Origin of the sequence: Microbacterium sp. NPDC028030 (assembly GCF_040637855.1) — a bacterium.
GTDB lineage: Bacteria > Actinomycetota > Actinomycetes > Actinomycetales > Microbacteriaceae > Microbacterium.
In genome coordinates this window covers 839,036-851,163 of record NZ_JBEZXF010000002.1, presented here as the reverse complement: position 1 = coordinate 851,163, position 12,128 = coordinate 839,036, and the positions used below count along the sequence as shown (strand labels likewise).

The following is a 12,128-nucleotide window of genomic DNA, read 5'->3' as shown; positions in this document are numbered from 1 at the left end:
GCAATGGGCCTGACATTCGTCGGCGGTGCGTACAACCGCGCGCAGGGCACCCGCGAAGCGTTCGATGCCCTCTCCGATGAACTCGTCCGCGAGGGCCACCCGGCCATGATCTCGCTCTCGGGTGACCGGGAGCCTGAGGATCAGGAGCGCATCTGGTACGAGCGGATGACGCTCACACCGAACGGCCGAAAGGTGTACGGGTACCGGTGGTGGCAGGGGAAGAAGTGGTACCAGATCCATCCCGACACGGTCGCGCCGCCGCGCACCAGTAACCATGAGGCCCGCAGGTCGAACGATCTGAAGTGGCCGTACAACTCCGACACGACGGCCGCGCGTCGCGCGAAGGTACTCGCTCGGAAGTACGACATCACTCGTGAGGGTGAAGGGTTCGGCGAGTTGTGGCACTGGACCCACTGGGGGCCGCTCGGACGCATCGACAAGCCAGCCGCCGCGGGCGGCACGACGACACCGGAGGACGACATGACCCCTGAGCAGGCCAGCAAGCTGAACGCGATCCACGATGCGATCTTCCGTGGCGGCAACAGCATGAAGGACAACAAGGCTTCGATCTCGGATTCACTGTCCCGGATCGCACGCGACTCTGCGTCGGCGGCGGACAACACGAAGCCGATCATCCGCGACTCTGGCCCCGTGAGCGTGCGCCAGGAGCTCGCGAACGTGAGCACGCGGGTGGCGCAGCTTCAGGCGTCACAGTCTGGGCTTGAGGCGGCTCTCACGGCCCTGGCGAACGCGAAGGGGCTGGATGCGTCGGCGATCCTGAAGGCCGCGCAGCAGGGTGTCGAGAACGCGCTCCGCAACGTCACCTTCAGCGTGGATGTGGATGGCTGACCTCATGCCGCTCCGATACCTGGACAATGTCCATCCGCGCTCCCGGTGGGGCGTCTGGGCGTGGTCGCCGGTCATCGTGCTCCGGGTCGCGCTCGTCGGCGTCTACCTCGGTTTCGTCTACGCCAGCGTGATCGCATTCATCGCCGGCGTTCCCGTGTTTCGGCTGACGGCTCCCGAAGGCTACACGTCCGTGTGGGCCGTCCTGCTCGGGACTTCCTCGGTGCTCGCCGCCGTCGGCTCAATCACGGACCGTTGGCAGCAGCTCGAGAAGTGGGCGTCACTCGTACTCTCCGCGATGATGCTCGCCTATGTCGGCGGCCTCAACGGGGTCGGTTTCGTGGAGGGCGATCTCGACCGTCAGTTCGTCGGGGCTATCGCGTTCATCGCGTTCATCCTTCCTGCTGTGCGGTTCGTGTACCTGGCGGCGCAGAGTGGGAAGAGGAAGCATGATCGGCGCTGAGCTCACCTTCACGGAACAGATCACGCCATATCTTCCGCTCCTCGGAACGATCGTCGGCGGCATCGTCGTCGGGGCGTTCGCGATGTGGAACCGCCGCAAAGGGAACACGGAGACCAAGGCGCCCACGGTCGCCGAGATCTGGGCGCGTGCTGACCGGCTCGAGTTCCGAGCGCGGTGGGCGTTTCGCATCCAGGACGCCTTCCGTGAATACGTCGCCCGTGTGCGCGGTGGCGGCAGCGTCATCCCGACCCTCGAAGAGCAAGCCGCTCTCGACAAGAACCTGGAAACCAACTCGAAGGAGTCCTCATGAAGCTGTATGCGAAGTCCCTGCTGTACGTCCTGCTCGCCATCGCGGGCGTTCTCGTCACCGCACTCACCGACAACATCGTCACGACCTCGGAGCTGGTCAACGTCGGCATCGTCGGCGTCGGCGCGGTCGGCGTGTACGTCGTCCCGAACAGCCCGGAGGGCGTGGCGCGATTCCTGAAGACGGCTGTGGCCTTCGTCGCCGCTGCACTCGTTGCGCTCTCTTCGTTCCTGACGGACGGAATCACGACGTCGGAGTGGCTGCAGATCGCAGTCGCTGCGTTCGCTGGCATCGGGGTTTACATCATCCCGAACGAAGCGGTTCCGACCAACTTGATGCGCTTCGCTGGACCTCTGAACATCACCGGCGCGATGCAGATCTCTGACGAGGCCCAGCGCACGAACACTCGCGAGAACTGAGGGGGACAGGATGCCGACCTACGAGTACACGGGCACTCTCGCCGACATCGGACTCGGCGTCCTCACCGACCTCGCCCCGCTGATGTGGGTCCACCCGGAGGTTGAGGCCTTCAGCCCGGAAGGACTGATCTCCGCCACACCCGTCCCTGTGGCGGTCGATCCGGTCACCGGCGCGTTCAGCATGGATCTCGTGCCGTCCGGTGACCTGACGCCCGCCACAGGAGGCGGATCCGGTGTAGACTACGTGATCGAGGTCGTGCTGTTCAAGCCGACCGTCGACGGCGAGAGCTTCATCGCCGGCACCGACGTGTGGAAGTTCACGGCCGTCGCGGGCGGCGGCAACGTCGGAGAGATGAACGGTGGCAGTCTGCTCGCCGTGTGGGTGGGGCCGCCCTGGCCTTCCGCACCTGTGCCTCCTGGCTTGTACATCGACATGACACCCCCGAACCCGTGGGGAGTGAAGGAGTAATCATGGCGCTTCCGGCAGGAGTGACGCAGCTCGGCACGTTCCAGGGAGTCCCCGGTGAGAAGGGTGACACCGGCACCATCGCCTCCGCCGGCGCGACGTCTGTCCCCGCGGGGGAGGCGGCCGCGGTGGTGATGACCGGACCAGAGGACGACAAGCATGCGGAGTTCTTCATCCCCCGCGGTCTCCCTGGAGTCAACGCGGTCGAGAACGACGAGGCGGTGTCGACCTACGTCACGGCCGAGGACTCCGAGACGCGGCAGGCGATTGATGCCACGGTCGGGCCATCGGCGATCCTGAACCCGGAGACCGCGCAGAGCAACGCCGTTCAGACGCTCATCGACGGTTCGCTGCTCCCGTTCCAGGGTGCGCTGCGCACGGTGTACGCCGGCGCCGACCTCTCGACGCCGCGACCGGACTATGCGGGCCCGATTCTCTGGTACGTGACCGTGAACGGGCAGCCGGCCAACGCGATCGACGGCGACTCGTTCCACTACGTCGCGCCGGAGGCGGTGTGGACGCCGATCGACATCCCGACACTGTGGGCCTGGTACGACCCGACCCTCCTCGGGATCGCGGACGGCTCGACCGTCACGTCGCTCCCGGACCAGTCGCCGAACGCTCGCCACCTGAACGTCATTCAGGGCACCCCGACCCTGAGCATGACCGGCCTCAATGGCACGAAGGCCGTCTCGTTCAACGGTGCTTCGCGCCTCATGCGCGAGCTCACCACGGTCCTCTCCGGGCCGATCACGATCTTCACCGTGTTTCGGGCTACGGGTGTCGCGGGAACGCAGACCGTCGTGGGTGGCCGCACCGCTCCCGCGAGCACGGCGCGACAGCTGCTGTACCGCTCGGTCTCGGCGAACGTCTTCGGCATGAACCGTGGAACGCTTCTCCCGGGAACGGGTCTCGGCTCCGACAGCAACATCCACGTCGCAGTCGCCACGCTGAACGGTGCATCCTCCAGCCTTGCCCTCGACGGGACGCCCTGGGTGTCTGGTGACGCTGGTGCGGTCGACCTGGACCGGATCTCGCTGGGTGTCTCACCGAACACGGCCGGCGCGGACTTCCTCACCGGGTACGTGGGCGGTGTGATCATCATGACCGGTGTCGCAGATGCCGACACGATCACGAAGGCCACTGCATTCCTGCGGGGTCGCCACGGGGTGGTGTAACCATGCCGACGACCGCAAAGGGAACCGCATACACGGAGTTCACCGCGACACCGCCTGGTGGCGAACTCACGCTCTGGGCGATCCCCGACACCCTGATCGGCACGCCGGGGATTCCCATCGTCCTGTATACGCACGGCGCGAGCGGCGGGTACAACCAGTTCGCTACCTCGTCCGCATGGACGGGTCTTCGTGAGTGGCTGATCGACAACGGCATCGCATGGGTGGAGGGCGTGGGTGGGGGACCGCAGGCGTGGGGGAACCTCGCACAGCGGAACTCCTACCCGATCTCCCTGCTCTACGTGATGGGGATCATCGGAGGCTCAAGCCCGATCATCATCCTGGGCCGCTCCATGGGTGGCCTCGTCGCGTACTGGCTCGCAACGCAGTCGAGCTTCGCCTCGCAGGTTGTCGGCCTGGTGCTCTCGTCGGCGGTGACGAACCTGGAGGAGTGGATCCTCCCACCGCCGATCGGGTACGAGTTCCGGGTCGCGTACGGCCTCGCTCAGGACGGATTGAACTACGAAGAGAAGACGGCAGGGTTTCACCCCCTCGAGTTCGACCCGGCACTGTTCGCCGGCAAGAACATCCTCAGCCTCGTCGGTGACGCCGACACGACGGTCCCGCCGACGACGAACACATACCCGATGCGAGAGCACTGGGCGGGACAGCCAGCGATCGACCGGCTAGAGGTGCGGGCTGGGGGTGACCACTCGCAAGGGAACGGCACGTACACGATGGTGGCACCCATGGCCGCGTTCATCAGCGACGTCCTCGGCCTGACCCCGCCGCCGAAACCGATCCTCCTTCGCGTGCTGGAGGAGTACATCATCCTCGGCGGCAAGGCGCACGTCACCACGCCTCTCGTCACACCATGATCAAGACCCCCACTCGACTTCGGTCGGGTGGGGGTCTTTTCGTCGTGTCCTAGGATTCAGAGGTGACGAAACGTGAATGGGTCGGCCCCGCATCTCTTGCGCTGCTGACGTGCGTCGGGCAGATCAAGGAGAACCCGCTGCTTCAGTGGGTGCCCGTCGACCTCACGCTGTTGACCGCCGCCTTCGTCGTCCTCATGATGATCCGAGCTCGTATCGCGCACGGGCCTACGACTGGCCGGGTGATGGTCGCGTGGTTGCTGTGGGTGGCGTTCATCCCCGCCGTGGCGCTGTCCGACTTCGACTCGTACTCCGTCACGAAGATCAGCACTCTTTTCACGATCACGCTCGTGCTCGCGATCGCCCCGTTCTACCTCCTCCGCACGGAAGGGCAACGGGTGGCCTTCATCCGTGCACTGGCGGTGATCGCTGTGATCCTCGCCGTGCTCGCTCTCCTGAGTCCCACGACGTCGGCGTCCTACACGAACCGTCTCACTCTCGAGGGTGCTGACACGATCGGAACCGCGCGCGTGAGCATGGCCGGTGCCGTGATCCTGGTGATCGCCGCATTCCAGCGCGGCATCAAGCCCATCTTCCGGATCGCAATGATCGGCCTCGCCGGGCTCACAGCGATGCTCGGTGTCCTGTCCGGTTCGCGCGGACCCGTGATCGCAGGTGTCGCGGCGATCCTCCTCGTGATCGTGTTCGCCCCTGCCATGAAGAAGTACCGCGGGCGCGCGCTGCTCGGCGCCGTGCTCCTCGGTGGCATCGTGGTGTGGATCGCACTGCAGAACCAGTCCGATGGCCTCAACAGGATCATGTCGATCCTCACCGGCGACTCTGACACGTCGTCTTCGGTGCGCTCTGACATGTGGGACTCGGGAGTCGCCCGCGTGCTTCAGAACCCGGTCGGGATCGGGTGGGGCGGGTACGCCGACGAAGGATCGATTTACCGGTACCCGCACAACCTGTTCATCGAGATCGGGATCGAGGCGGGATGGCTTATCCTGCTGATCTTCGCTGTGCTGGTCGTAGCCACGCTGGTTCGCGGCGTCCGGGTTGCGAAGGGCACGACGGGGATGGTGTTCCTCGGGCTTCTGATCTTCTCCATCATCAACGTGATGGTGTCCGCTGACATCAACGGGACGCGCTTGCTGTGGCCGGCGATGTTCGCGATCTGGGTGATGCCGGCGCGCGACGACGAGCCGTGGTTCTACACGATGGCTGCGCGGCGACGCCAGTTGGAGAAGGACAGCCTCATCAGGGTGTGAGAGGTTACGGCATCGAGAATGCTTGCCACTCTGCAGCGTGATCCTCGTTGCAGAAGACGCCGAGACCCTTGACGCGGAATCCTTCGCCCTCAGCGACGGGTGCCTTGCATTCGAGGCAACGGCTCAGCGACTTCTTGTGTGAGCGGCGAAGCATATCGAGGATGGGCATACGTGAATGATAGCCGCCTGGGGTGACAGGTGGCTTGAATCTGAAAGCATGGGCTAGTGATTCCCTTGCTGATCGGTGGCATGGTTGTGTTGGCTGTCGGCGTGTGGGCGCATCGCGCCTACGACCGCAGTGTCCCGTCGAGCAGGGGGAGCACTCTGCCAGAGAACGTCTACCGTGTCGTGATGGGGTCGGCTTTCGCGCTTGTCCTCATTGGCGTCGCGGCAACGATCTTCGGGGCGATGTGGCTGCTTGCTGTCGTCGCGTGAACGGCGCTACTCGTCCTCGGCGAGCTGTACGGCGTTGCCCCATACCCAGCACCGGAACGTCTGGTCCTCGGCGCGGAACTCGATGCCGGCCGCGAGCGGTGTCGAGCGCACGAGCTTTGCGTCGACCCGCACGGCCTCGGGGCCGAACCTCACCCATGCCTTCACGCGGCGCTGCAGCGCGTAAGGGTAGATCGTGAGGGGCTGCCCGCGGACGTCCATCTCCCGGTCGGTGAGCGACTGCAACGGGCCGTGCTTCGCGGCCTCGAGGATCGATCGCGCCTGCGACTGCATGTCGCGATACGCGGAGAGCGTCGCCCCAGGGTTCCCCATAGCCGGTCGTGTTCCTTCCTCCGGCCGAGAGGTTCGATTCTACGGCCCGACTTCCGACAGCACCTCTGGGCGAACAGAAAATCCCCTCCCGCACGTGATGTGCTGGGAGGGGATTTCGTGTGTCTACGGCCTACTCAGGCCGCTTCTGGAGTGCGCCGTCCGGAGCGTTCGGGTATGGCGCGGCCGGGAAGAACCGAGAGGGCGCTGCGGCGGTCCTCATCGAGCACCTGCGTATACCGCTGGGTCGTCTGGAGGGACGAGTGCCGCATGAGTTCCTGGACGGCTCGAATGTTCGCTTTCCTGCGCACAAGTTCGGTACCGAAGGCGTGTCGCAGTGAGTGCCCGGTCAAGGACTTGTCGACGATCCCGGCGCGCTCACGCGCATCAGTCAGAAGGTCACTCACCGACTGCCCCTTGATGTGCCCTTCACGACCGGCCCGTGCAGGAAACCACCACCCTTGACGCATGGTGGGCGCGAGATCCCGGATCGTGTCGTGCAACGGGAGGTAGTCGGTGCGCCCTCCCTTCCCGAACACCTTCAGGGTGCCCGCCTCAAGGTCGATGTCGTCGGAGTGGACGGCGGCGACTTCGGATGCGCGGAGCCCTTGGTATGCGGCGAGGAGAATCATCGCCCGGGTCCGCTTGTACGCACCCGTTGAGAGGAGCCTGTCGATCTGCTCCTGCGTGTAGGGGCGCGGCCTGTGCGGTGGGACCTTCACGACTGGAAGCCGCAGGGCAGGGTTGTCCGCGCGAAGCCCCTCAGACTGGATGAAACCGTAAAACGCGAGGAACGTCGCGCGTGTCGTGGCCCTCGTCGATGGTGCGATGTTCTCGCGACCGATGTCGCGGCGCAGGTGGAACACCGTCGCATCGATCAGGGCAGTGTGCTGCCGTGCGACGAACGAACGCAATATCGAGGTGCGCGTGCTGATGGTGCGGGCTGCACGGTTCCCCGAACGTTGATAGTCGGCGAACGCGTCCAGCAGGTCCTGATCGTTCATGAAAGCCCCCTCGGCTCAGTCTCTTTCGATGACCGTATTGACGACGGAACAGCGGTCGCGACGACCGGCACGCCCAGACCCGCTCGGGGTATCTGAGGCGTGTCGTTCACGACCGCTGATGTCGCCCATGCGCTATTAGCGCGCGAGAGAGATGGGCGTAACGGATGCCATCCCGGAGCGCACCGCTGTGGTGCGCTCGCGGGTTGGGAATGTAATGAGTGTGCCCCCGACAGGAGTCGAACCTGCGACCTTCGGTACCGGAAACCGGCGCTCTATCCACTGAGCTACGGAGGCGTACCGGTCGACAATATCACTCGTCGGGGGTGGTCTCCGACCCACCGGCCTCGGTGACGGGTGCGACGCGCATCTCGTCGAGGGCCGCGGCGAGGCGCTCGGCCAGATACCGGTGGCCCTCGGTCGAAGGGTGCTTGCGTCCGACCTCGACGTCGATCACGGAGAGATAGTTCTCTTCGGTGATCCAGTCCTGGGCGATGGGGGAGATGTACCACCAGCCCCGTGCGCCGGCGAGTTCGCCGAGATCCGTGTCGATGCGTGCGGTCGTCGCGCCCACCGGCAGCTCGTGCGGGGCCGGGCCGAGAACGACGATCGCGGCGTCGGGATAGATCGCGGCGAGGGCGTCCCACGCGGCGGTGACGGCTTCCCGGTAACCCTCGGCACCCTGCGCGCGGTCGTTGATGGAGCCCTGGATGATCACGAGGTCGGGGGAGAGGGAGGGGTCGAGGGCGGCGATGCGCTCGCCGAAGGTCGGTCCGTCGATTCCCGGCTTGAGGTATCCGCTCCCGCGCACGCCGTTCACGATCGTCTCGCCGCCGATCAGGTCCGCCAAGACGTAGGCGTAGCCGAGGGTCGGCTCGGACGCGGCGGACCCGTACGTCCAGGAGTCGCCGAACACCAGCACGGTCGGGTGCTCTGGAAGGGTGAGCGCCGCGGGAGCGATCGCTTCCGCGGCCGCGGTCGCGCCGTCTGCCGCAGCTCCGACAGGTGCCGCGGTGGGCGGCGGAGTCCACGGCCGCCACATGCCGAGAACGCCCGCCGTGACGGCGAGGAGCAGGGCGATGGCGACCCCTGCGGTGCGCAGTCGACGGTTGGGGGCTGAGGCCTTCATGGCTTGAGAGTAGATCACGTCGCGTCGATCGCGAATTCCGCGCGCCTCACGTCGTCGGATCCGGCTGTCCAGCCCCCGTAAACTGGGGAGGCTATGAACCCCGAAACCCTCGCCGCCGCCGTCCTCGCCGTCCTCGCACCGATCGCCGAGGAACGACGTCCTGGCGAGCCCCTCGGCCTCGCCGCATCCGACGTCGTGCTGGAGCGCCCGCGCAACCGCGAGCACGGCGACTGGTCGTCGAACGTCGCGATGCGCCTGGCGAAGCCGCTCGGCACGAACCCGCGCGAGTTGGCGCAGCAGATCGCCGACGGCCTTTCTCAGGTCGACGGCATCGCCACGGCCGAGGTCGCAGGTCCCGGGTTCCTCAACATCCGTCTGGATGCCGGGGCCGCAGGCGCGCTGGCGAAGGTCATCGTCGATGCGGGCGAGGCGTACGGGACCAACGATTCCCAGGCCGGTCAGAGCATCAACATCGAATTCGTGAGCGCGAACCCGACCGGACCCCTGCACATCGGGCACACCCGGTGGGCGGCGCTCGGCGATGCGATCGCCCGCGTGCTCACGGCCTCCGGAGCGACGGTCGCGAGGGAGTACTACATCAACGACGCCGGTGTGCAGATGGAGCGCTTCGCGAACTCCGTCCTCGCCGCGGCCAAGGGCGAGCCCACACCGGAGGGCGGCTACGCCGGCAGCTACATCGGCGACCTGGCCGCACGAGTGCTCGGCGCGCGCCCCGACCTGCTCGATCTGCCCGCCGAGGAGCAGGTCGTCGTCACGCGCGAGCTCGCCTACGGATACCAGCTCGAGGAGCAGAGGCAGTCGCTGTCGAAGTTCAACGTCGACTTCGACGTCTGGTTCTCCGAGCGCACCCTGCACGCGAAGAACGAGCAGGGCATGAGCCTCGTCGACCAGGCGGTCGACCGCCTTCGCGAGCAGGGCCACGTGTTCGACGACCAAGGCGCCGTCTGGGTGCGCACCACCGACTTCGGCGACGATAAGGACCGCGTGATCCGCCGCTCCAATGGCGAGTACACATACTTCGCCGCGGATGCCGCGTACTACCTCAACAAGGGCGACCGGGGCTTCGAGTACAAGCTGTATCTCCTCGGTGCCGACCACCACGGTTACGTGCACCGTCTCAAGGCGATCGCCGGCGCTGCGGGTGAAGACCCGGAGAAGAACGTCGAGGTCCTGATCGGTCAGCTCGTCTCGATCGGCGGCGCGCGTCTGAGCAAGCGCGCAGGGAACATCATCGAGATGGACGATCTGCGTGAATGGCTGGGCACCGATGCGCTGCGGTACTCGCTGGAGCGTTCCCCCGCCGACTCGCCGCTGGCCCTGGATCCCGAGCTGCTGCAGAAGCGCACGAACGACAACCCGGTGTTCTACGTGCAGTATGCGCATGCCCGCACGCACAACGTGGCGCGCAACGCCGCCGACTCCGGCGTCGATCGCACCGAGTTCGTCCCCGAGACGCTCACGCACGAGACCGAAGGCGCCCTGCTCGGTGCGCTGCAGGAGTTCCCGCGCATCGTGGCCTTCGCCGCGGAGGTGCGCGAGCCTCACCGCGTCGCCCGCTACCTCGAGGAGCTCGCGGGCCTCTACCACCGCTGGTACGACAACTGCCGGGTGATCCCTCAGGGCGACGACCCGATCGAGAGCGTGCACCGCACACGTCTCTGGCTGAACGACGCGACCGGTCAGGTGCTGCGCAACGGGCTCGACCTGCTCGGTGTGAGCGCACCGGAGCGCATGTAGTGCACACCGCCGTCTCCGGGCGTGCGGCAGGATGGCAGGCATGAGCGACGACAACCACACCCTGCCGTACCCGGACGCCTCGGCCGAGCATCCGACGCTCGTGATCCCCGGCTCCACCTCCGCTGCGGCCACGGATGCTGCGCCTCGGAGTCGCCGTCGCTGGCCATGGGTGCTGCTGATCGTGGTCGTCGTGTTGGCACTGCTCGTCGTCGCGGCGGAGTTCATCGCGCGCGCCGTCCTGCCGGGCATCGTGCGGTCGATCGTGGTCGAGCAGCTCGATCTCCCCGCCGACCAGCAGTTGGATGTCGAGACCGAAGGCCTTCTGCTTCCGCAGCTCATCGGCGGCAGTCTTGACACGCTTCACCTCTCGACGGATTCCGTGACGCTGGAGGGGATCACCGGTGCGGCCGACGTCACAGCGACGGGCGTGCCGCTGCGCGGCGGCGACCTGGGCGGTGCGTCCGGCACGATCCGCATCGATCAGGAGGAGTTCACCTCGCTGCTCTCCGGCACGGATCTGCCGATCGAGTCGGTGGAGTTCGCCGCGCCGAATGCGACGGTCGGCGGGTCCATCGACGTGTTCGGATCGGCGGTTCCGCTGTCGCTGACGCTCACGCCCGGTGCAGTCGACGGCGACCTCGAGCTCACTCCGGTCGCAGCCAGCATCGGCGGGCTCGACATCGACCTCGACGAGGTCGGCTCGAACCTCGGTTCGCTCGGCGCACGGCTCACCGAACCGCAGCGCGTGTGCATCGCCGATCAGCTTCCCGCGGGACTCACCCTGACCGGACTCGAGATCGTGGATGGGGCCGCCGTGATCGACATCGACGTGGACGGCGCGATCGTCACCGACGCCTCGCTGCAGGAGAAGGGCGTCTGCCCCAGCTGACGTCGTGTGTCCCCGTCAGCGGGCGTCCGGGTGCGCCTCGAGACCCGCCCTGAGGTGAGCGGCGAGCCAGGAGGGGCGTTGCAGCGGTATCCCGTGGCCGCACCCGTCGACGACCTCGAGCGAACTGTGCGGCAGGTCGCGATGCAGCGCTGCCGCTGAGCGCTTCATGAGGGGCTTCTCCTCGGCTCCGACGAGGATCGACGCCGCACCGGGGAATGCGCGCCATGCCGGGGGAGGGGTGAACCGGAGATTCTCTTCGACCGCACGCAGAAGCGTCTCCCGCGAGATGCCAGCCGAGGTGTGCAGATACTCCGGGAGGAGCTCGTCCGGAATGAACAGCTGACGCGCCTGCAGCTTCGCGAACCATTCACGTCTTGCGAGGCCTGCCGTCGCCCCGAGAAGAGCGAGAGTGGCGCGCGTCGCCCTCATCGGCACGGCCTGCGCGCTCACGACGACGGCATGGTCGACCAGCCGCGGATGCGCGGACGCGAGTTGGACGGCCAGCTGGGCTCCGAGTGAGAAGCCGACGACCATGGCAGATCGTGCTTCGTCTTCGAGGAGTCCGGCCAGCGCAGCGGCGGTCTGCGCATGCGACACGTACGGCTCGTCTGCGCTGTGTCCGTGACCGGGGAGGTCCGGGATGAGGAGGCGGTGCTCGTCGCCGAGGTGCGCGCGGAGGGGCTCCCACATCCACCCCGCGACACCTCCGCCGTGGAGGAGGAGCAGACGCCGGCCGTCGGCCGGTCCGTAGCGGGCGATGTGCATCG

At 66.6% G+C, this 12,128-nt stretch carries 15 protein-coding genes and 1 tRNA gene; 11 read left to right on the top strand and 5 right to left on the bottom strand.

Going from position 1 to position 12,128, the window contains the following annotated elements:
* The first annotated feature begins 3 nt into the window (after window positions 1-3).
* From AB0E56_RS13015 to AB0E56_RS12975, 9 genes are all read left to right on the top strand, one after another.
* Window positions 4-849, top strand: a complete 846-nt coding sequence (locus AB0E56_RS13015; RefSeq protein WP_359799505.1) for a hypothetical protein — start codon at window positions 4-6, stop codon at window positions 847-849.
* Window positions 842-1,309 carry a hypothetical protein gene (locus AB0E56_RS13010; RefSeq protein WP_359799503.1) on the top strand — a complete coding sequence of 156 codons (468 nt, stop codon included), beginning with the start codon at window positions 842-844 and terminating at the stop codon, window positions 1,307-1,309. The genes AB0E56_RS13015 and AB0E56_RS13010 overlap by 8 nt, the downstream gene beginning before the upstream one ends.
* Window positions 1,296-1,619: a hypothetical protein gene (locus AB0E56_RS13005; protein WP_359799501.1), complete on the top strand. Its 324-nt coding sequence runs from the start codon at window positions 1,296-1,298 to the stop codon at window positions 1,617-1,619. Before AB0E56_RS13010 ends, AB0E56_RS13005 begins: the two co-directional genes overlap by 14 nt.
* Window positions 1,616-2,035 carry a hypothetical protein gene (locus tag AB0E56_RS13000; RefSeq protein ID WP_359799499.1) on the top strand — a complete coding sequence of 140 codons (420 nt, stop codon included), beginning with the start codon at window positions 1,616-1,618 and terminating at the stop codon, window positions 2,033-2,035. Before AB0E56_RS13005 ends, AB0E56_RS13000 begins: the two co-directional genes overlap by 4 nt.
* 10 nt (window positions 2,036-2,045) lie before the next feature.
* A complete protein-coding gene (locus AB0E56_RS12995) occupies window positions 2,046-2,504 on the top strand; it encodes a hypothetical protein (RefSeq protein ID WP_359799498.1) in 459 nt (152 codons plus the stop codon).
* A gap of 2 nt (window positions 2,505-2,506) precedes the next feature.
* Window positions 2,507-3,679, top strand: a complete 1,173-nt coding sequence (locus tag AB0E56_RS12990) for a hypothetical protein (RefSeq protein WP_359799496.1) — start codon at window positions 2,507-2,509, stop codon at window positions 3,677-3,679.
* A 2-nt stretch (window positions 3,680-3,681) separates the two neighbouring features.
* Entirely contained in the window at window positions 3,682-4,554 is an 873-nt protein-coding gene (locus AB0E56_RS12985) for a hypothetical protein (RefSeq protein ID WP_359799494.1), read from the top strand.
* 62 nt (window positions 4,555-4,616) lie between these two features.
* Window positions 4,617-5,822 carry an O-antigen ligase family protein gene (locus AB0E56_RS12980; RefSeq protein WP_359799492.1) on the top strand — a complete coding sequence of 402 codons (1,206 nt, stop codon included), beginning with the start codon at window positions 4,617-4,619 and terminating at the stop codon, window positions 5,820-5,822.
* A gap of 225 nt (window positions 5,823-6,047) precedes the next feature.
* Window positions 6,048-6,257 (top strand): hypothetical protein, encoded by a 210-nt coding sequence (locus tag AB0E56_RS12975; RefSeq protein WP_359799490.1) that lies wholly within the window; start codon window positions 6,048-6,050, stop codon window positions 6,255-6,257.
* 6 nt (window positions 6,258-6,263) lie between these two features.
* On the opposite strand, the gene AB0E56_RS12970 is transcribed toward AB0E56_RS12975, so the two are convergent.
* The 4 genes from AB0E56_RS12970 to AB0E56_RS12955 all read right to left on the bottom strand — a co-directional run bounded on the left by AB0E56_RS12970 (window position 6,264) and on the right by AB0E56_RS12955 (window position 8,714).
* Window positions 6,264-6,587 (bottom strand): hypothetical protein, encoded by a 324-nt coding sequence (locus AB0E56_RS12970; protein ID WP_359799488.1) that lies wholly within the window; start codon window positions 6,585-6,587, stop codon window positions 6,264-6,266.
* A 134-nt stretch (window positions 6,588-6,721) separates the two neighbouring features.
* Entirely contained in the window at window positions 6,722-7,588 is an 867-nt protein-coding gene (locus AB0E56_RS12965; RefSeq protein ID WP_359799486.1) for a tyrosine-type recombinase/integrase, read from the bottom strand.
* Window positions 7,589-7,809: 221 nt separating this feature from the next.
* A tRNA-Arg gene (locus tag AB0E56_RS12960) sits at window positions 7,810-7,882 on the bottom strand.
* Window positions 7,883-7,898: 16 nt separating this feature from the next.
* Window positions 7,899-8,714: an SGNH/GDSL hydrolase family protein gene (locus tag AB0E56_RS12955; protein WP_359799484.1), complete on the bottom strand. Its 816-nt coding sequence runs from the start codon at window positions 8,712-8,714 to the stop codon at window positions 7,899-7,901.
* A gap of 93 nt (window positions 8,715-8,807) precedes the next feature.
* Here AB0E56_RS12955 and argS point away from each other — a divergent pair, with 93 nt between their 5' ends.
* Both argS and AB0E56_RS12945 read left to right on the top strand, forming a co-directional pair.
* Window positions 8,808-10,472: an arginine--tRNA ligase gene (gene argS, locus AB0E56_RS12950; protein ID WP_359799483.1), complete on the top strand. Its 1,665-nt coding sequence runs from the start codon at window positions 8,808-8,810 to the stop codon at window positions 10,470-10,472.
* Window positions 10,473-10,512: 40 nt separating this feature from the next.
* Window positions 10,513-11,361 carry a DUF2993 domain-containing protein gene (locus AB0E56_RS12945; protein WP_359799481.1) on the top strand — a complete coding sequence of 283 codons (849 nt, stop codon included), beginning with the start codon at window positions 10,513-10,515 and terminating at the stop codon, window positions 11,359-11,361.
* A 15-nt stretch (window positions 11,362-11,376) separates the two neighbouring features.
* Here AB0E56_RS12945 and AB0E56_RS12940 read toward each other — a convergent pair whose 3' ends face one another.
* Window positions 11,377-12,126 (bottom strand): alpha/beta hydrolase, encoded by a 750-nt coding sequence (locus AB0E56_RS12940; protein WP_359799480.1) that lies wholly within the window; start codon window positions 12,124-12,126, stop codon window positions 11,377-11,379.
* Window positions 12,127-12,128 lie beyond the last annotated feature (2 nt).